This window comes from Cytobacillus gottheilii, from assembly GCF_001636345.1.
Classification (GTDB): Bacteria; Bacillota; Bacilli; order Bacillales; family Cytobacillaceae; genus Cytobacillus; species Cytobacillus gottheilii.
This window is the reverse complement of sequence record NZ_KV440945.1, coordinates 1646695-1667555: the sequence shown is the minus strand read 5'-3', so window position 1 is coordinate 1667555 and position 20861 is coordinate 1646695. Positions and strand designations below refer to the sequence as shown.

Sequence of the window (20861 nt, the reverse complement as noted above, 5' to 3'; positions counted from 1 at the left end):
TTTTCTATTAATAATCTGAATCGCTTGTTAAGCCTTGTACAATTGCGGCACCTGAGCTAGCACCGATTCTTGTTGCACCTGCATCGATCATTTTTTGAGCATCCTCTGCACTGCGTACTCCGCCAGATGCTTTCACACCAAGATCGGGTCCAACTGTTTTTCTCATTAATGCAATGTCCTCGACCGTTGCTCCGCCTGTTGAAAAACCAGTGGATGTTTTAACAAAATCAGCACCTGCTTTAACAGATAGCTCACACGCTTTTACTTTTTCGTCTTCTGTTAGAAGAGATGTTTCAATAATCACTTTTGATAATGCTTTTCCTTTTGCCGCATCAACAACCGCTTTGATGTCTTTTTCAACAAGGTCATAATCGCCGCTCTTTAGTGCGCCGATATTGATGACCATATCCACTTCCGTTGCACCGTTTTCAATCGCGATGCTTGTTTCAAAAGCTTTTGTCTCAGATGTTGAAGCACCAAGCGGGAAACCAATTACAGTACAAACCTTTACTTCTGTTCCGCTCAAAAGGTCGCTTGACAGCTTAACCCATGTTGGATTTACGCATACAGATGCAAAATTATATTCTTTTGCCTCTGCACAGATTTTTTCAATTTGCTCTTTTGTTGAGTCAGCTTTTAATAATGTATGATCAATCATTTTTGCTACATTTGTCATTAAGTATTGCTCCTTCCGGAAACTAGTTGTACGTACCTCTAATATGATACCATTGTCCATAAAAAAATTACAGTGTATTTTTGAAAAATTGCAATCGGTTCCAACTATATTATTGCCCATACTGCTGCTTGGCATGATTTTTTTATCTTTTAAGGAGATCAAATCGGACAATGATTACCCGTTTTCCTGCGGGGGATGGTGGTTTCCATTATGATCTGTACGAAAAGAGACTCAAAAATGTGCTAATAGGTCCTTTTGTTGTCCTCTTTAAGTAAAAAAGCGCAAATATCGCCCTTCCCAGAGAAATATCCGCCGTTTGAGAGGTTTTTCCACCGTTGAGAATTTTTATCCGCCGTTATTTTCGCTTTATCCGCCAAACGCTAAAATACATATTTCACTGCCCCCCCCAAAAAAAAGAACCGCCCCAAAGGGCAGTTCTTTAAACAGCAGCTTCTTCCACTTCATCAAGTACGCGGACAAATTGTCCTTCGTTGTATGGATAGCCGGATTTAGTAATTTTTACTTTGACGATTTGGCCGATCATATCTTCGGTTGCTGGCAGAACAACTTTTAGGTAGTTGTCAGTGTAGCCAACATACAGATTGCTGCCTTCGTTTTCTTTGAATGCTTCTTCTGGGATTACTTCGAGTACTTCGCCTTCAAATTCGCTTGCATATTCCTTCGCAAGCTGATCCGATAAGGCAATCAAACGGTGTACACGTTCATTTTTAATTTCCTCATCAATCTGGTCATCCATTCGAGCGGCAGGCGTGCCTGTTCTCTTTGAATATGGGAAAACATGAAGCTCAGAGAATTTATGATCTTTCACGAAGTTATATGTTTCCATAAATTCTTCTTCTGTTTCACCAGGGAAACCGACAATAACGTCAGAAGTAACTGCAAGACCAGGAAGCACTTCTTTTAAGCGATCCAATCTTTCAGCGAAAAATTCCATTGTGTATTTACGGCGCATTCTTTTTAGAACTGTATTAGAGCCTGATTGAATCGGGATATGAAGGTGTCTCACGATGACGTTGGACTGATCGATCACTTCGATCACTTCATCCGTGATTTGGCTCGCTTCAATGGAAGATATACGCAGTCTCTTTAAGCCGCGGACTTTTGCTTCCAAGTCTCTTAAAAGCATTGCAAGATTATAGTCTTTCATATCCTCGCCATATCCGCCTGTGTGAATGCCTGTCAGGACAATTTCTTTGTAGCCTGCATCGACAAGCTGCTGTGCCTGGCGAATGACTTCTTCCGGATCTCTTGATCTCATAAGACCACGTGCCCAAGGAATGATACAAAACGTACAGAAGTTATTGCAGCCTTCCTGGATTTTAAGAGAGGCTCTTGTGCGATCGGTAAAAGCAGGCACATCAAGCTCTTCGTATACACGGCTTTTCATAATGTTGCCGACTCCGTTAATAGGCTGGCGTTCTTGCTTATATTGTTCAATGTACTCCAGCATTTTAACGCGGTCCTGAGTTCCTACGACAATATCAACTCCAGGAATCGCCATGATTTCAGCTGGAGAAGTTTGTGCATAACAGCCTGTTACACAGATGACAGCATCCGGGTTTCTGCGGATCGCTCTGCGGATCACTTGACGGCTTTTTTTATCGCCGGTATTGGTTACCGTACATGTATTAATCACGTAAACATCGGAAATATGCTCATAATCTACCCGGTCATAGCCGGCTTCTTTAAATAATTGCCAAATGGCTTCTGTTTCATAATGGTTGACTTTACAGCCAAGTGTATGAAAAGCTACTGAAGGCATTTTATTCACCCCATTAATTCAAAATGATAGGAAACGGCCGCTAATGCATATAACGGGGCCGTTTCTGTTCGTAATATTCTAGGTCCAAGACCGCAAGTAATAAATCCTTGTTCTTGAAGAGCTGTAACTTCTTGTTCAGTCAGTCCGCCCTCTGGACCAAACACGATTAACAGTGATTGTCCTCTTTTAAGCTGATGTAATGTTTGGGAAAGCATCGAAGCTTCTCCTTCTTTCGCACTTTCCTCAAATGCAATTAACTTTTGATCGTACGATTCTGCTAATTTGATCAGCTCTTTTAATTGAACTGGAGCAGTAACCTCAGGCAAAATCGTGCGATGAGACTGCTCTGCAGCTTCTTTGCTAATTTTATTCCATCTATCAAGCTTTTTATCTGCTTTTTTAGCATCCCATTTGACAATTGAACGGGCTGATATAAAAGGGATAAATTTATATGCACCAAGTTCTGTTCCCTTCTGGATGACGAGCTCAAGCTTATCCCCTTTAGGCAATCCGCTCACAATCGTTACTTGTACAGGCAGTTCTGGTGAACCTTCTATCCATTTTACTATTTTTGCCGTTATTTTTTCATCGGTAATTTCTGCAATTTCACATTCTGCGCTGATTCCTTTTGGGTCAACGCAAATAATGGAATTCCCTGGTGCCATTCGCATAACTTTGCTTATATGGTGCTGGTCGTCTCCAGTAATGATAAAGAATTCATTTTGAGCAGGTTCATTTACAAAATAGCGCTGCATAAGGATCCCTCTTTGTCATATAAAAAATATAGATGGTACACAAACTTTGTTACTGTTTAAAACATAAGAAGCTGGATTTGCACTTCAGGGTACTCGCTTTCCGCGGGGCGGGTGGTGAGCCTCCTCGGCGCTATCGCACCTGTGGGGTCTCACCTTCCCACTCCTCCCACAGGAGTCTCGCACCCTTCCGTTCCAATCAACTAGCATATTATTATTGACAAAACAACTCGTTAGAAAAATGAAATTCCTGCGGCCATAATGTCAGATTGAAAGAACTACGCAAAAAATCACCTAATCTACATAAGGATAGGGGCAGCTGTTTACCAGGCAACCCCTATGACAGCTATTATTTTCTTTTAGCGATGATCGCAACCCAGTCTTCCATTTGCATGACTTCGATAATATCAAAGCCAGCTTCGCTGATCTTATCTTTAACGTCCTGCTTCTTTTGCTGAATGATGCCAGAGGCAATGAAGTAGCCGCCTTGTTTTACAGCTGAGGCAACATCATTTGTGAAGCGCATGATGACCTCTGCTAAAATATTTGCGACAACAACATCTGCTTGTTCTTCAACACCGTCAAGAAGGTTGTTATGAAATACATCAACTTTTTCATGAACCTTATTTAGCTTTACATTTATTTTAGCTGATTGCACAGCGACTTCATCAAGATCAAGTGCTGTTACTTTTTCAGCCTCAAGCATAGCTGCTGCAATACTTAATACACCAGAGCCTGTTCCAACATCGACAACATAGTCACCATGTTTAACCGTACGCTCAAGGGCTTGAATACACATCACTGTTGTCGGGTGTGTTCCTGTGCCAAAAGCCATGCCTGGATCAAGCTCTATGATCAGCTCATCGCTGCTGACAGGGGTGTACTCCTCCCATGTAGGAACAATTGTAAATCTCTCTGATATTTTAACAGGATGGTAATATTTCTTCCACGCTGTTGCCCATTCTTCTTCATTTACTTCACTAATGCTTACTTTATTGAGTCCAATATCAATATTGAAAAGGATTAAGTTATTAATCGCTTCTTTAATTTCATCTACCGTTTCACCCAGGAAGCTGTTTACAGGCAGATAGGCTTTGACAATTACACCTTCATCAGGATAATCATGTGGATCGAGCTGGTAAATTTCACCGAATTGGTCTTGTCTTTCTTTAATTAATTCAAACGGGTCCTCAATAACAACTCCGCTTGCACCCGCTTCGTGCAAAATATTCGAAATCGCCTCTACCGCTTCATTTGTTGTATGAATGCTAATTTCTGACCATTTCAACGTTTACCAACTCCATTTCCATTATTCACCCTTAAAGGCACGTTTTACTTTATCAAAAAAACTTTCCTCATGCTCACCTTGAGGTACACCGCCGCTTACTTCTGCAAATTCAGTTAAAAGCTGCTTTTGCTTTTCTGTCAGCTTCGTAGGTGTCACAATTTTAACGATAATATGCTGATCTCCTGTGCCATAGCCGCGCACATTTGGAATTCCTTTTCCTTTTAAGCGGAATTTTGTTCCTGTTTGTGTTCCTGCAGGCACTTTAAGCTTCACTTTTCCATGAAGAGTTGGGACTTCAACTTCATCTCCAAGCGCCGCCTGTACAAAAGTCACTGGCATTTCACAATACACATCGTCGCCATCTCTTTCAAAGAATTCGTGAGAACGAACAGCAAAGACCACATACAGATCTCCTGCTGGACCTCCGTTTACACCTGGCTCCCCTTGTCCGGAAACGCGAAGCTGCTGGCCATCATCAATCCCAGCTGGAATTTTCACGTTAATTTTACGGCGTTTCTGCACCTTGCCGTCTCCGCCGCATGTTGAACATTTATGCTTAATGTTTTTGCCGGTACCTGAACAGTGATGACATGCTCTTCTATTCACAATTCGGCCGAACGGAGTATTTTGTTCCACATTCAGCTGACCAGATCCTTGACAGTGACTGCAAGTTTCCACTTTTGTACCAGGTTTTGCACCAGATCCGTCACAAGTGTCACAAGGTTCTTCTCTAGGAATTTCAATGGATGTTTCCTTGCCAAATACTGCATCCTCGAATGAAAGAGTCATCGTATACTGCAGGTCTGCACCTTGTCTTGGCGCATTCGGATCTCTTCTGCGCGAGCCGCCTCCGCCAAAGAAAGTGCTGAAAATATCTTCAAAGCCGCCGAAGCCTTCAAAACCGCCGCCTCCGCCAAATCCTTGATTTGGATCCGTATGACCGAATTGATCATAATGCGCTTTTTTCTGATCATCACTTAATACTTCATAGGCTTCTTTTACTTCTTTAAACTTTTCATCTGCACCTGGTTCTTTATTTATATCTGGATGATATTGTTTGGACAGCTTGCGATAAGCTTTTTTTAATTCATCCTTGGAAGCACTCTTGCTGACGCCAAGGACTTCATAGTAATCCCTTTTACTCATGATTACCACTCCCCGATTCTATTCACATAAATTGTATTGTATCAAAAATAAAAGCCAAAGCCAAGAAAGACCTGACTTTGACTGTGGTAATTCCAGGTGCAGCCAACATGTATGCTAAGCTGCACCCGGGAAATAGAATGAATGGTCTTAGTCGTCTACTTTATTCTTTATACGAATCAGCAAACAACTTCATAATCGTTTAAACGATTACTTATCATCCTTAACTTCTTCATATTCAGCGTCAACAACATCGTCATCCTTGCCGCCGGCAGCCGAATCATCAGCACCTTGTGCGCCCTGTGCCTGCTGTTGTGCCTGCTCATAAAGCTTCATAGTTAGAGCTTGAACGATTTCCTGAAGAGCATCTTTCTTCGCACGGATTTCTTCAAGATCATTTTTCTCGATCGCTTCTTTAAGAGCATCTTTTGCTTCCGTTGCTTTTGCAGCTTCTGCTTCGTCTACTTTGCCTTCAAGATCTTTTAGCGTTTTTTCAGTTGTAAACACAAGCTGATCTGCCTCATTGCGAAGCTCAACTTCTTCTTTGCGCTTCTTGTCTGCTTCAGCATTTTCTTCAGCTTCTTTTACCATTCTATCGATCTCATCATCAGAAAGTCCTGTAGAAGACTTGATAGTGATCGCTTGTTCTTTGTTTGTGCCAAGATCCTTCGCACGTACGTTTACGATACCGTTTTTATCAATATCAAAAGATACTTCGATTTGCGGTACGCCGCGTGGTGCTGGAGGAATATCGCCAAGCTGGAAGCGTCCTAATGTTTTATTGTCTGCTGCCATTTGACGTTCACCTTGAAGTACGTGAATATCAACAGCTGACTGATTATCAGCAGCAGTAGAGAACACTTGAGATTTTGAAGTTGGAATCGTTGTATTACGGTCGATTAGCTTTGTAAATACACCGCCCATTGTTTCAATACCAAGTGATAATGGAGTTACGTCAAGTAATACTACGTCCTTCACATCACCAGTGATCACTCCGCCTTGAATAGCTGCACCCATCGCAACTACTTCATCAGGATTTACACCTTTATGCGGCTCTTTGCCAACTTCTTTTTTGATTGCATCTTGTACAGCAGGAATACGAGTAGATCCGCCAACAAGAATAACTTTGTCAATTTCAGAAGGAGATAAACCAGCATCTCTTAATGCCTGGCGAGTTGGTCCCATTGTACGTTCAACAAGGTCAGAAGAAAGCTCTTCAAACTTCGCACGTGATAATGTTACTTCAAGGTGAAGCGGACCAGCTTCTCCAGCTGTAATAAACGGCAGGGAAATTTGTGTAGATGTTACACCAGAAAGATCCTTTTTCGCTTTTTCAGCAGCATCTTTTAAACGCTGAAGTGCCATCTTGTCTTTAGAAAGATCAATGCCATTTTCTTTTCTGAATTGCTCTACTAAATAATCGATGATGACTTGGTCAAAATCGTCTCCGCCAAGACGGTTGTCGCCGGCAGTTGATTTAACTTCGAATACTCCATCGCCAAGTTCAAGGATAGAAACGTCGAATGTACCGCCGCCAAGGTCGTATACAAGGATCGTTTGATCTTCATCAACTTTATCCATTCCGTAAGCAAGAGCAGCAGCTGTTGGCTCATTGATGATACGCTCAACTTCTAAGCCCGCAATTTTACCAGCATCTTTTGTTGCTTGACGCTCTGCATCATTGAAGTATGCAGGAACAGTAATAACTGCTTTCTCAACTTTTTCACCAAGATATTCTTCTGCATATGACTTTAAGTATTGAAGAATAATCGCAGAAATTTCCTGAGGAGAATAATCTTTTCCTTCAGCTTCTACTTTAAAGTCAGTACCCATATGACGTTTTACAGAAAGAATCGTGTTAGGGTTTGTAATGGATTGGCGTTTCGCAACTTCCCCTACTTGACGCTCTCCGTTTTTAAAAGCTACAACTGATGGAGTTGTACGGTTTCCTTCCGGATTCGGAATTACCTTTGCTTCGCCGCCTTCTAATACAGCTACACATGAGTTTGTTGTACCTAAGTCAATCCCAATAATTTTGCTCATGAATATTTACCTCCCTAATGTATGTATTACTGATTTACTTTTACCATTGCTGGTCGGATTACGCGATCTTTCAGCATATACCCTTTTTGGAATTCTTCAACTACCGTATTGCTCGCAAAGTTTTCGTCTTCGACCTGCATAACAGCTTGGTGGATATGCGGATCAAATTCTTTTCCAACAGACTCAATTTGCTCAGCGCCCTCTTTTTTCAGCGCCTCAATCAAGCTGCGGTAAACCATTTCCATTCCATGCTGCATTGATTTCGCCTGTTCGGTATCAGCTTCCATTTGTAAGGCACGTTCGAAGTTATCAATGGCAGGCAGCAAATCGGTAATTAAGCTTTGTGACCTATATTTATCAGCCGCCTCACGATCGAGCTTCGATCTGCGGCGGGAATTATCAAAATCAGCCTGCAGACGCAAGTAGCGATTTTCAGCTTCCTCAAGCTTTTGTTCAAGCTCGGAAATTTTTGCTTCGGCATCGTTTGTTTCTGATGCCTCAACAGCTTCTTCTTCTGCTTCACCAAAAATTTCTTCTGTCGGCTCTTCGCCATCAAATGGCTGCTTGTTTTGTTCTTCTTGTAAAGTGTCTTTCTCTTCTGCCAACTTTTTCACCTCCTTAAAATGGGTTTTTATCGCAATCTTTTATTGATAAAAAGATATCGGTATCTGCTTTGCTTTATCGCAATAGCAGAGTGATTTCCACTCCATGGCACTCGCTTTCCGGGGCGCGGGATGAGCCTCCTCGGTGCTATGCACCTGCGGGGTCTCATCCTTCTCACTTCTCCCGCAGGAGTCTCGTGCCATTCCGTTTCAATCAACAAGTAATATCGTGAAAGCAACTTAATTTAAACAAAATCCTTAGCAATAGTTCAATTCATTGAGCTGATATGAACGACTACTCGCTCTAACATCCCTCTATCAATATTACCCGCGGTTTTCATTTTGATACAGATTTGTGAGAACAGCGGAGAGGTCTTTGCTGAAATAGTGAAGCAGGCTGATGACCCGGGAGTATTCCATTCGGGTTGGCCCCAGGATGGCGATGGTGCCGAGTCTTTCTTTTCCAACTGAATAGCTGGCTGTGATCAGACTGCAGTTGTCAATCGCTTCATTATTGTTTTCTCTGCCGATTTTCACCTGAATCCCGGAATGATGATGGCGGATAAGGTCATAGAAGCCTTTTTCCTGTTCAATCATATTCATCAGATTGCGGACTTTATCAATATCATGAAACTCGGGCTGGCTTAGCATATTCATTTTACCGCCGAAAAACAGTTTTTCTCCTGCTGGCGCTTTAATGGTTTCAGTGATGGAATGCAGCATATAATCATAGTGACTGATATGCTGGCGAAGCAGCACTGCAACCTCTTTATAAATTTTATTATGAAGCTGATCCATTGGCACACCGGAGAGGCGCTCATTCAGGATGTTGACAAGCTTTTCAAGCTCACCGGCATCAATGTTTTCAGGAAGCTGAAACATTCTGTTCTCCACATGTCCGGTATCAGTCACAATAATAGCAATCGCTGTCTGTTCATTCAATGGGACAATCTGAATTTTCTTCAGTTTATTTTCACCTAGGTCTGGTCCTAAAACAATGGATGTATAGTTCGTCATCTCTGAAAGGATTTTCGCAGATTTCTGTACGATTTTCTCAAGCTCGTATATTCGATCTGCAAAAATGGATTTCACCCGATATACATCTTCTTTGCCCAGCCTTTGCGGTGAAAGTAAATGATCCACATAATATCTGTAGCCTTTTTCGGAAGGAATTCTTCCCGAAGAGGTGTGTGTTTTTTCAATAAAACCCAGCTCTTCCAAATCAGCCATTTCATTTCTGATTGTTGCCGAGCTAAATGAAATCTCATCCTTTTTCGACAAGCTTCTTGATCCGACAGGCTGTGCAGATTGAATAAAATCATCAACAATCACTTGAAAAATTAATAATTGACGATCTGTTAACACAGTTATCACCTCTGTTAGCACTCTTAATCGTTGAGTGCTAATTCTACTAATAAATTAACAAATCCACGGGATAGTGTCAATAAAAAAGCCTAATTCATATACAGATGGTTAGGATTATTTCAGGAAGTTTTGAAATACTTCATTTCCTAAAAAACGGCCTTTATGCGTCAGTTTAATGTCATCATTTTCAACCATTAGCAAGTCTTTATTTACAAGTTCATTTATTTCATCTTTAAAATAGCTCAATGGATTCTCTGCAAATTTCTCTGAAAAGCGACGGATTGAGACACCCTTCGTTTTTCTTAGACCTAAAAACATTTCTTCTTCCATTTTTTCAACCTTTGACAGCTCATGCTCTTCAATAATAGGAAGCTTGCCATCTTCAAGAGGCTCCATATACTTTTTCAGCGGCCCGAAGTTTGAGCGTCTTTTGCCATCCACATAACCATGCGAACCAGCACCAAAACCATAATAATGGTCATTATTCCAATACGTTAAATTATGCTTGCTTTCATATCCTTTTTTCGCAAAGTTGCTGATTTCATATTGCTCATAGCCATGCTTATTCATTTGTTCGATCAGCACTTCATACATTTCAGCCTCCATATCCTCTCCAGGAAGGGGCAATTTGCCTTTTCTCATTAAGTTATAGAAGACCGTTTTCGGCTCAATGATTAAGGAGTACCCTGAATAATGCTCAATATCCAGTGTAAATGACGTTTCCAATGTTTCTTTAAAATCTGCTACCGTCTGACCAGGCAAGCTATAAATTAAATCAACACTAATATTCTGAAAGCCTGTTTTTTTGGCGGCTTCAATCGACCGGAATACATCCTTTTTCCTGTGTACACGTCCAATCCGCTCCAGCAATTCATCATTAAAGGTCTGAACACCAAAGCTGAGTCTGTTGACGCCAGCATCATAAAGAACCTTTAATTTTTCTGCTGATAAATCCCCTGGGTTGGCTTCAAACGTAAACTCAGTATGCTCATTAAACGGAAGGTAACGATGAATGGTCTCACAGAGTACTTCCAGCTGTTTTTCGTTTAATGCAGTTGGTGTTCCTCCGCCTACAAATATCGTCTTTAAAACATCCGGCGGAGATTCCTGCGTCGCAATCGCCATCTCTTTGCCAAGTGATTGCAGGTACTCATCAACAGGCTGGCCTTTTAAAAAGACTTTATTAAAATCGCAATAATGGCAGATATGCTCGCAAAAAGGGATATGAATATATGCTGCTCCAATCATTTTTTACACAACCTTTATTTCTTAATAGTGTTGGAGATTTTTTCTGTATGATAAAAACAAGTTAGGTATGCTTTTTACAAAGCATACCTAACTTGCATGTACTCTATCAATAAAATTACTTTTTCGGCGTACTGTCATCCATTTTCAGAACGGCCATAAACGCTTCCTGCGGCACTTCAACAGAACCGACCTGCTTCATGCGCTTTTTCCCTTCCTTCTGCTTTTCTAACAGCTTCCGCTTACGGGAAATATCTCCGCCATAACATTTGGCAAGTACATTCTTTCTCATTGCTTTAATGGTTGAACGAGCCACAATTTTTTGACCGATCGCAGCTTGGATTGGCACTTCAAACTGCTGTCTTGGGATTAATTCTTTCAGCTTTTCAACAATGACTTTTCCGCGCTCATACGCGAAGTCACGGTGAACGATAAAGCTCAAGGCATCAACTTTTTCAGTGTTCAATAAAATATCCATTTTAACAAGCTTCGATGGCTTGTAGCCAATCAGCTCATAGTCAAAGGACGCATAGCCCTTTGTATTGGACTTCAATTGATCAAAGAAATCATAAACAATTTCTGATAAAGGAATTTCATACACAATGCTAACCCTTGTTTCATCCATATATTGCATATCTAAGAAGATACCGCGTTTTTCCTGGCAAAGCTCCATAATTGCCCCTACATAATCGTTTGGTGCCATCATCGTTGCTTTAACATATGGTTCTTCAACACGATCAATTTTTTGAGGATCAGGCATATTAGAAGGGTTGTCTACTTTAAGTTGTTCGCCATCTGTCATAATGACATCATAGATAACACTTGGTGCCGTTGTGATCAAATCAATTTTAAATTCACGTTCAATTCTTTCTTGGATGATCTCCATATGAAGAAGTCCAAGGAATCCACAGCGGAATCCGAAGCCTAATGCTTGAGACGTTTCCGGCTCAAATTGAAGAGCAGAGTCATTCAGCTCTAGCTTTTCCAGTGCTTCGCGCAGGTCATTGAATTTCGCAGAGTCAATTGGATATAATCCGCAATACACCATTGGGTTCAATTTACGGTAGCCAGGAAGCGGCTCAGTTGCGCCGTTCTTTGCACTTGTGATCGTATCCCCTACACGAGTGTCGCCAACATTTTTAATCGCTGCTGTTAAGAAACCAACATCTCCAACAGAAAGCTCTTGCAGTGGTGTTGATTTTGGCGTAAATACACCAACTTCTGTTACTTCGAATTCCTTGCCGGTCGCCATCATTCTTACTTTGTCGCCGACCTTAACCGTTCCTTCAACAACACGGATATAAGCAACAACACCGCGATATGCATCATAAAGCGAGTCAAAAATAAGTGCTTTTAACGGTGCTTCCGGGTCACCTGTAGGTGCAGGAACCTTTTCTACAATCTGTTCTAAAATTTCTTCAATCCCAATACCTGCTTTGGCAGATGCAAGTACAGCTTCAGAAGCATCAAGGCCAATGACCTCCTCTACTTCGTTTCGAACCCGCTCAGGATCAGCACTTGGCAAATCAATTTTATTGATAACCGGAAGTATTTCCAAGTCATTATCAAGTGCTAAGTAAACGTTCGCAAGTGTCTGCGCTTCAATGCCTTGTGCAGCATCTACAACTAAAATGGCTCCTTCACAGGCTGCAAGACTTCGGGAAACTTCATATGTAAAATCCACATGTCCCGGAGTATCGATTAAGTGAAACGTATATGTTTCTCCGTCCTTGGCAGCATATTTCAGCTGAACAGAATTCAATTTAATCGTGATTCCGCGTTCTCTTTCTAGATCCATTGAATCAAGAAGCTGATCCTTCATTTCACGCGCTGTTAACGCTTTTGTTTTTTCTAAAATACGGTCAGCTAAAGTGGATTTCCCATGGTCAATATGGGCAATAATCGAGAAATTACGAATTCTCGACTGTCTCTCAAGTCTTTCTTCTCTGTTCATATAAATCCTACACACTCCTATTAGAAAAGCTCATCGCCCATTTTGCAGCGCTCGGAGCTAAACATGATCTAAGTTCACTTTGTCCTTTTAATAGAGCAAACCTTTTAAAAAGTGTCTACTCGAAAAATGATATTTATAATGGCATACTATTTTTGATTATAGCAGTACAAATGTGAACATTCAATGTTAAGCGCAGGGATTCAGCATGGATCTCACTGCAAAAAAATAGCAACTGCTAAAAGCAGCCGCTATTCACCGTTGATAAGAGATGTAATAAGCTGAATGGTTTCTTCCATTAAGGCTTGTATGGTCGCTGAGAACTGTTTTCCAAGTGAGGAAAAGAAATTATAAGCTTCCATCTCTTCAAGCTGCTCTCTTTTTTTCTGGAGATCATGGCTTGAAACCTCATTGCCGAGTATGGATGCCTGCAATTCTCCGCTCTCAGCCTCCTGAATCGTTATGGCCTCTTCATAATTTGGATCATCAAAACCTCTCATCTGCTGGATTCCATCATTTGCCTGCTGCATTCCAAATAGAACCGAGGCAAACATGAGCGCTGCCAGAAACAAAGCTTTTAATGTAAACCTCTTCATCCTTATCACACCTTATCAATACTTTTAATTTTGTGCAGATCCGTTTACTTCCTCTGCCTGCCAATAGAATTCACTGAATACATCTGCAAGCGCTGCTGCTGAACGATTTAATTCTTCGAAGGTATTATCTACACCGCCAAATTCTACGAGGATGGCATTTTCGGAAAGATCCTGATTGTAAATGCCATTAGAACCTGATTTATCTTTTAGTAAAACCCCTCTGCTCAAGCCCGGATATTTACTTTCTAAACCTTTGTGAAGCTGTTGTGCAAGCTGATTATTCTTTTCATAGTTTTGATGTTTTCCGCCTATGACAAACGCCAGCTGTGCGTAGCTTTCACCGTTTATGACTTTTGTTGTTTGTTCCTTGCGCCTGGAATCTCTGTGTATATCAATCAAGTAGGTTAAATCTTTATTAGAGCCAAGTGCCGAGGCAATAACTTCCCGTGACTCCTGGTAGGACTGCCCATAGCTCCAGCCTTTTTTTACCAATCTTGATTGAACATCCGTTTTATCAATTGTTGTTCCGATACCTTTGCCCTCAAGCTCTTCTTTCAGCTTGTCTCCGATTTTTGTCACGTTGATCTGCGAATGAAAGGCTTTATTAGGATCTGTCACACCTTTTAAATAAGGAAGGAACGATTCAGTGTTATGAGTAAAATAAACATAAACAACCTCTTTTCCGTCCGTAGATTGCGGTGGAGGGGCTGTATCTTCACCTGGTTCACCTTCGTCTAGATCATCCACATTTTGCAGTGGCGGTTCGCTCTTTCCCTCAAATACATCCTGTGGAGGGGCAGATTCAATCGGCATGTTCGTATAATTGGTTCCTTCCCCCGCTACTAAAATTTCTGTATCAAAGATGGTAAAAGAGGGAAGCTCCCGTCCCAGCAGACTTCTCGGGTCATCCAAATTAATATTGGTAGAAAGCTGAAAAAGCAAGCTGGACAAATTAGGGCCTTCCTCTAAATCCATGTTTGCTGCGAAAGCCCGGTTTTCCGTGCCGATGATTTTGTACAGTAGATCTGCAGAGAAAAAAGATGCTGCCTTATTCACCGATTCTGACGACGGCCTAAGGTCTGGATTTAAAGAAGTAATCGCACCGCTTATCGAAAAAATCATAAATATAAACAATAGAAACGCTGCCGCTGACTTTACTAGATTTGATCCTTGAACTGTAATCAATATCCCGCTGGATTTTTGGGGTCTCATTGTTCCACCTCTCCTTGCAAGTCTAGTAAATCTTATGACTTTGATAGGAAAGATAGAACTAGAATATGTTTTATTTTTTAAGCTAGCGAATTTTACAATTGGTGGGGAAGTGGCTTTGCACTTTGTATAACTTTTCTTTTCCACAGCAGTTTTGAGCGGTGATGTGCAGTTATTCGGGACATTTTTTCCCGTCAGCAGTATTTTTCCACGCTGACGGGCACTTTTATCGGTCTTTTCTTCCCCTCAGCAGCAATTTTCCACGCTATCGGGCAGTATTTTCTCTTCCACTGCAAAAAAGAACTTACCTTGTATACATCCCGCTATTATCATCATTAATGTTTTGATGAAGAGCTGCATTAAGTCCGTTGGCAATGACATTTGCCATATCTTCGATGAAGATATCCACTTCTTTTGGTGTGACCATTAAGTTATGGCCGATCGGAGAAAGTACTTCATAAATCAGCTTTCTCTTTTCTTCTTCCTCTAATGTCCCCACAATGCCCAAAAAGGTTTGACGCTGCCCTTCTTCTGGCAGGTCTTCCTCTGTCAGTTTTTTTCTGCCGCCAAAATTCATTCCTGCAGGTGCTAATGCTCTTGAAGGGCGATCTCCTTCTCTCAGCTCTTTACCAAAATGCTTTAGGATGAAATCAATGGTGTCACTCGTAATAGATACGGCATCAACCACCGTTGGCACGCCTATTGCCACAACTGGAATCCCCAATGTCTCGGCACTGATTTCCTTCCGTTTATTTCCCACACCAGAACCTGGATGAATACCCGTATCGGAAATTTGAATGGTCGCATTTACACGCTCAATTGATCGGGCAGCAAGTGCATCAATCGCAATAACAAAATCCGGCTTCGTCTTTTCAACAATCCCGAAGATAATGTCACTTGTTTCAATCCCAGTTAACCCCATAACACCAGGAGCAATGGCACTGACAGGACGGTACCCTTCTTCAACGCTCTCAGGCTGCAGCTGATATAAATGCCTTGTGACGAGAACATTTTCACAAACCTCAGGGCCAAGTGCATCCGGTGTAACATTCCAGTTTCCTAAGCCTACGATTAAGCAAGAAGCCGTTTCTGTAATGCCAAGCTGTTTTATAAAATGGGAGAATTCCTTTGCAAATACCCCGACAACCTTTTCCTGAAGCGGAGTGTCCTGCTGGCGAATGCCTAATGCTTCAATGGTTAAATACCTGCCTTCTTTTTTCCCAATCGCCTCGGCTCCTTTTTTTGTAACCTCCACAAAAGAAACCTTGATATCGTCTTCTTCTTTTTCTTTTATAATGACGCCTTCAATTTGAGAGAGATCTTCCTCATGATGAATTCCATTTTGCCTTTCAGCAAGCACCATTTCTCTCGCCTCTACAGCTAAATCTGTTCTTACTGAAAAATTGCTTAAATCCGGTTTCTCATTCATACTGATCCCTCGCATTCTAAAAAGTGTTAACAGTATTCCATATATCATGTATCATGTCCTGAACAGCAGGAAAAGATTCACAATTATAGCAGTTTCCGTTCCTTTTCCTTTAGAATGAACAAAATAAGAACAGGCAACTTACGATAATTGGCTGCAGAGTATTGCATTATTTGCGGGGGTTTGGTAGAATAGCACTTGTTCTTAATGAATTGTTAATGAATGTGACTATCGAGTTAGAGTAAAGGCTTTTTCGGCAATGGCTTCCATTTGGTGAGCATAAAATGCCGTTAACCTGCAATCATCTCGATGCTTTTTCAGGAGGTGAATGGAATGCCAAACATTAAATCTGCTATCAAGCGTGTAAAAACAAGCGAAGCTCGCAACGCTGCTAACGCAACTGCTAAATCTGCAATGCGTACTGCTGTGAAAAAAGCTGAAGCTGCGATCGTTAATAACGAAGCTAACGCACAAGAAAGCTTTGCTGCTGCTGCAAGCAAGCTAAATAAAGCAGCTGCTAAAGGACTTATCCACAAAAATGCTGCTGCCCGTAAACAATCTCGTTTAATGAAGAAATTAAACTCTGTAAACTCTTAAGTTTATGGAATCATGGCTATCTGCTAAAGATAGCCTTTTTATTTTGCCTTCATTTTCATCCCCTAATAAAAAAACCGCATTCTCTCTGCTGGCCACAGAAAAAATACAGTTTTTCAAATTATTTCGACGCACTTAATTTAAATAAAAACATTTCAATCAGCATGGTTTTGTTCATTCCGCCCGTTTTCATCTGATAATCTGCATCAGCGAGCTGGCTCATGATTGCGGATAGTTCCTGATCATCAAAAAGCTGCGCTTGTCCGGCTGCAAGCTTCACCCGGAATGGATGTATTTTCAGCTGACCAGCCATCTGATTTTGTCCGTAGCCTTTTCTGGATAACTCCTTCACCTGGTAGATAAGTCTGAACTGCCCGGTAATGACCGCTAAAATTTTGATCGGCTCTTCATTTTGTTTGAGGAGATCGTAAAAAATCCGCAGTGCCTCATCAATTTTTCTATGTACAATTTTATCTACGAGCGCAAAAATATTTTGTTCCAATGACCGTGCAACAAGCTTCTCTACCATTTGTTGATCTATGCGTTTTTCATCATCCGCATATAAAGAGATTTTATCTATCTCACTTGTCAGCATAAATAAATTGGTGCCTGCAAGTGCAAGCATTAATTCAACAGCATCTTCATCAATCTGAACACCATTCAGTGCCGCCCGCTCACGAACCCAGGTTTTTAATTCATTTTCTCCGAGCTTTTTTGCCTCTACAATGGCTGCTGTTTTCTTAAGTTGCTTCGTGATTTTTTTGCGCTCATCCAATTTTTCATATGCTCCTGAAAATACAACGATGGAATAAGGTGAAGGCTCTTTTAAATATGCCTCAAGCTTTGCCACATTGTGCTCCACTTTGGACTTGGATTTTTCAGCAGTTAGAAAAACGGGATTCTGCAGGAGAATTAAGCGCCGCTCTCCCATAAAAGGCAGTGTTTCGGCATCTTCTAGAGCTGTTTCAATTGGTGTCTCTTCCAGGTCGTAAGAGGCTAAATTGAAATCAAGCTCGTCCTCATTTAAACTATGCTCAATGAGCAGCTGCTTTGTTTCATTTATCAGATAAGGCTCCGTTCCATAAATTAAATAAACTGGTGCAAATCGCTGCCCCTTAATTTGTTTCCATATATCAAACACAAATATTCGCTCCGTTCAATAGGTTTTGCTTCAAGTATTCACTACTACTATCCTAAAGAAGCCATCATGTTTTGACAAGTAGCAATAGGGAATCAGCTCTATAGAGAATAGAGCTGATTCCCAATCTATATAGAACGCCGACAGCGAAGGCCTAGGAATCTTCGCCGTCAGCGGTGCACCAGTAATTCTATTTTCTCCTGCATAGTAGTACGTTATTTGTGACAACTGCTGTAAGGACAGGAAAAGCATGTGAGGAAGTATGGATTTTTTAGAGTATTTCGCTTATACTAGATAGGAAATAGGAGGGGTAGACTGTGAACGAATTTGAAAAAAACGTACAAAGCACACGAAATGATGCAATTGACTCTGGTATCGGCTTCGTCGTATCATTCGGATTTTTTGCAACGTTGTTTGTCATTGCAACAGTCATTAAATTTATCGCATCTTAATCGCTACATAAAGTGAATCTTCCTATATTAGGACTTTTTATGCCAACGCTTTCAAATCATCCTTTATGATTAGGAGATTCTAAATGGTTCATGCTTAAGATGCTCTTCAAATTCTCTTCCATGCTAAAAACAGAGTGGAAGCGAGATTGAAGAATGAAGACAGAAAGCTGAACAGGTTGCCAGCGCCAGCAGCCTTGAGACTGTATGATCAAAATACAGTCTCTTTTTCATTCTTTTTTTTCTGATACTGTATCCTATGGAATAACGGTAAAAAATGTACCTTGGCCTCCTTTAAATTTATAGGTAATTGCCCCGTGCAAATCTGTGCGCAGAATAAAAGTCTTTTCTTCGTTCAGTTTATCTATTACTTCTCCATGTGGATGGCCATACAAGTTATTTCTCCCGGCAGAAATCAAAGCGTATTGAGGCTGAACAGTTTGCAGCAATTCTATAGAAGTGGATGTTTTACTTCCGTGGTGGCCCACCTTCAGCACATCTGCGCGAAGGTTCTCATAGTGATCTATTAGCAGCTTTTCACCACTCTCCTCGGCATCTCCCATAAACAGCCAGCGTAAGCCGCCAATCTCAGCATACATCACGATCGATCCATTATTTTCTTCCATGCTCTCCGCAGACTCTCCCGGCAACATAATCTGAAAGAAAGATTGCCCGTTTTTCCATCCCATACCTGCTTGTACATTATGGACTTCAATATCATTATTTCTGGCAGCAGCTGCCAGTTTCCTTTCCGCTTCAGATGGTTCTGCTTCAGCCGCCATTAATACTTCCTTCACATCCATCTCGTTCAGAATGGCTTCACTGCCGCCAATATGGTCAACATCGCCATGTGTGATCATAAGCTTATCTAATGTCCGTACTCCTTTACTTTTTAGAAAAGGAACAATCGTATCTCTGCCTACTTCGAAAGGTTTCTTTCTTTCTCTCCATTTTTCTTCTGGAAAACGAAACACACCACCAGTGTCAATTAAATAGTTTCCTTGGCCAAAAGGCAGCTGGATGAAAATGCTGTCTCCCTGTCCAACATCGATCATGGTCACTTCTCCATACGGTGAAAAAGAATTGACAGCATAATGAATGAAGACAACAGAAGCCGGGAGCAGCAAAATTCTTACAAAAGACTTGGCTCCAGAACGCTTTTCCCACAATGCAAAAAAAGATATGATCGCCGCTGCATAAAGAATAAGAACAAGATTAGAAGGAATCCCTAACGTTAACACGGCAAAAGGTACGTCTGACAGCCAGTCACTGCCGGCATTAACTAATTGTGTAAAGAGATCAAAAACAGTAACAAGAAACTCAGCCTTCTCTCCTCCAGCTCCCATATGAACAAAATATAAAAACATGAATCCAGGCATCATGATCCATGAATAAAGCGGAATGTAAATGATATTCACAAACAGAGAAATCAGGGAAACTTCGTAAAAATAATAAAACATGATGGGAAGAGAAGAGAGCAAGCAAATAAAAGAAGTCTGCAGGGTCAGAACCAGTGAATTCTGAGCTTTTTTTGTTAAGTTCTGTGCAGATAATATTAATGAGAGGGTAATGAGAAAAGAGAGCTGCAGGCCTATATTAAATATGGCATATGGAGAAATAAGTACATATCCAATGAAAACAGCTGATATGATATCACTTGTTGGAAGATGGAAATGGAATTTTTTCGCCCCCAAAGCAAGCATCAGCATGAGAACCGACCGGTTTACTGAAGGAGCCGCTCCTGTCAGCACAGCATAAATTGGCAAGATGATGAATAAGAAATGAGTCATTCTTTCCCGCGTGAACCCTATTCTTAAGCCAAGATAATACATAATGCCAGCCAGCATGGCAACATGGAGCCCGGAAATGGCCAATAAATGAACAATCCCCAATCGCTCATAAGAGGTAATCACATCATGGTCAATTCCATTTCTGTCACCAAAGATTAGAGCTGCAGCCAAACCTGCAGACTGATCAGGAAAATGATCTTTGAGATAAGATATTCCATTAAAACGAAGCTTTTGAAAGAAGGTAATCGGAGATGAAACTTCAGAGGAACATTGAGCGAAGGGAAAATCTGGAACTTCTAAGATCCAGTACATTCGATTTCTCTGCAGATATAAACGATAATCAAATCCGTTCGGATTTGTAACTGATGAAGGCTCTTCAAGCTGACCCCTAACAGAGCAATTCAGTCCGGGACGCACCTCATCAGTGAGCAATTCTTTCTCTATCTCAGATGATATTTCGTAGCGCATCATCATCAATTCTCCAGTGCTGCTTTTCACCTCTGCTGAAAGTAAATCCCCATCTACTTTTATTTTGTCTTGAAATGTTATGGTGAATTCTGTTTCATCTCCCCTAAACTGTGTCACTTGATTGCGCTCTGCTAATTCGCTTCTAAAGTACATAAAGACCGAAATAACAACAAGGATTGCGATCAACCCAGCATGCCATTTTTTATAAAAGATTAAAAGGATTACTAGCAGGCACAAGCCAATAAAACTAACCATTCTATCGGCAAGTGCGGCTGTAATTCCAAGTAAGGAAGCAAAAGCAAAATAAATGCCGTTACCTTTCATTTCTCACCTCGAAACCCTG

General features: G+C 41.1%; 17 protein-coding genes. 2 read left to right on the top strand and 15 right to left on the bottom strand.

What is annotated here, in order from left to right; genetic code table 11:
* Nucleotides 1–7: 7 nt before the first annotated feature.
* The 13 genes from deoC to gpr form a co-directional block, all read right to left on the bottom strand.
* Entirely contained in the window at nucleotides 8–676 is a 669-nt protein-coding gene (gene deoC / locus A6754_RS07995; protein ID WP_066443471.1) for a deoxyribose-phosphate aldolase, read from the bottom strand.
* 439 nt (nucleotides 677–1115) lie between these two features.
* The gene (mtaB, locus tag A6754_RS07990) at nucleotides 1116–2459 is read right to left on the bottom strand and encodes a tRNA (N(6)-L-threonylcarbamoyladenosine(37)-C(2))-methylthiotransferase MtaB (RefSeq protein WP_066443470.1); all 1344 of its coding nucleotides are present in this window, start codon (nucleotides 2457–2459) and stop codon (nucleotides 1116–1118) included.
* 5 nt (nucleotides 2460–2464) lie between these two features.
* A complete protein-coding gene (locus tag A6754_RS07985) occupies nucleotides 2465–3214 on the bottom strand; it encodes a 16S rRNA (uracil(1498)-N(3))-methyltransferase (protein WP_066443469.1) in 750 nt (249 codons plus the stop codon).
* A 346-nt stretch (nucleotides 3215–3560) separates the two neighbouring features.
* Complete coding sequence (prmA, locus tag A6754_RS07980) at nucleotides 3561–4499, bottom strand: 50S ribosomal protein L11 methyltransferase (protein WP_066443466.1); 939 nt, start codon at nucleotides 4497–4499, stop codon at nucleotides 3561–3563.
* A gap of 21 nt (nucleotides 4500–4520) precedes the next feature.
* A complete protein-coding gene (gene dnaJ, locus A6754_RS07975) occupies nucleotides 4521–5645 on the bottom strand; it encodes a molecular chaperone DnaJ (protein WP_066443463.1) in 1125 nt (374 codons plus the stop codon).
* Nucleotides 5646–5852: 207 nt separating this feature from the next.
* Complete coding sequence (gene dnaK / locus A6754_RS07970) at nucleotides 5853–7685, bottom strand: molecular chaperone DnaK (protein WP_066443461.1); 1833 nt, start codon at nucleotides 7683–7685, stop codon at nucleotides 5853–5855.
* 26 nt (nucleotides 7686–7711) lie between these two features.
* Nucleotides 7712–8290 carry a nucleotide exchange factor GrpE gene (gene grpE / locus A6754_RS07965; RefSeq protein ID WP_066443457.1) on the bottom strand — a complete coding sequence of 193 codons (579 nt, stop codon included), beginning with the start codon at nucleotides 8288–8290 and terminating at the stop codon, nucleotides 7712–7714.
* Nucleotides 8291–8611: 321 nt separating this feature from the next.
* Nucleotides 8612–9652, bottom strand: a complete 1041-nt coding sequence (gene hrcA / locus A6754_RS07960) for a heat-inducible transcriptional repressor HrcA (RefSeq protein WP_066443454.1) — start codon at nucleotides 9650–9652, stop codon at nucleotides 8612–8614.
* 114 nt (nucleotides 9653–9766) lie between these two features.
* Nucleotides 9767–10900 (bottom strand): radical SAM family heme chaperone HemW, encoded by a 1134-nt coding sequence (gene hemW, locus A6754_RS07955; protein ID WP_066443451.1) that lies wholly within the window; start codon nucleotides 10898–10900, stop codon nucleotides 9767–9769.
* Nucleotides 10901–11015: 115 nt separating this feature from the next.
* The gene (lepA, locus tag A6754_RS07950) at nucleotides 11016–12851 is read right to left on the bottom strand and encodes a translation elongation factor 4 (RefSeq protein ID WP_066443448.1); all 1836 of its coding nucleotides are present in this window, start codon (nucleotides 12849–12851) and stop codon (nucleotides 11016–11018) included.
* A gap of 248 nt (nucleotides 12852–13099) precedes the next feature.
* On the bottom strand, nucleotides 13100–13444 hold the full coding sequence (locus A6754_RS07945) for a YqxA family protein (protein ID WP_066443445.1): 345 nt from the start codon (nucleotides 13442–13444) through the stop codon (nucleotides 13100–13102).
* 24 nt (nucleotides 13445–13468) lie between these two features.
* On the bottom strand, nucleotides 13469–14656 hold the full coding sequence (spoIIP, locus tag A6754_RS07940) for a stage II sporulation protein P (protein WP_066443443.1): 1188 nt from the start codon (nucleotides 14654–14656) through the stop codon (nucleotides 13469–13471).
* 301 nt (nucleotides 14657–14957) lie between these two features.
* Nucleotides 14958–16082, bottom strand: a complete 1125-nt coding sequence (gene gpr, locus A6754_RS07935; protein ID WP_066443440.1) for a GPR endopeptidase — start codon at nucleotides 16080–16082, stop codon at nucleotides 14958–14960.
* A 330-nt stretch (nucleotides 16083–16412) separates the two neighbouring features.
* Here gpr and rpsT point away from each other — a divergent pair, with 330 nt between their 5' ends.
* The gene (gene rpsT / locus A6754_RS07930; protein WP_066443438.1) at nucleotides 16413–16676 is read left to right on the top strand and encodes a 30S ribosomal protein S20; all 264 of its coding nucleotides are present in this window, start codon (nucleotides 16413–16415) and stop codon (nucleotides 16674–16676) included.
* Nucleotides 16677–16794: 118 nt separating this feature from the next.
* On the opposite strand, the gene holA is transcribed toward rpsT, so the two are convergent.
* Nucleotides 16795–17814: a DNA polymerase III subunit delta gene (holA, locus tag A6754_RS07925; RefSeq protein ID WP_066443430.1), complete on the bottom strand. Its 1020-nt coding sequence runs from the start codon at nucleotides 17812–17814 to the stop codon at nucleotides 16795–16797.
* A 314-nt stretch (nucleotides 17815–18128) separates the two neighbouring features.
* Here holA and A6754_RS07920 point away from each other — a divergent pair, with 314 nt between their 5' ends.
* Nucleotides 18129–18263 carry a YqzM family protein gene (locus A6754_RS07920; protein ID WP_066443427.1) on the top strand — a complete coding sequence of 45 codons (135 nt, stop codon included), beginning with the start codon at nucleotides 18129–18131 and terminating at the stop codon, nucleotides 18261–18263.
* Nucleotides 18264–18517: 254 nt separating this feature from the next.
* Here A6754_RS07920 and A6754_RS07915 read toward each other — a convergent pair whose 3' ends face one another.
* Complete coding sequence (locus tag A6754_RS07915; RefSeq protein ID WP_066443424.1) at nucleotides 18518–20842, bottom strand: DNA internalization-related competence protein ComEC/Rec2; 2325 nt, start codon at nucleotides 20840–20842, stop codon at nucleotides 18518–18520.
* Nucleotides 20843–20861 lie beyond the last annotated feature (19 nt).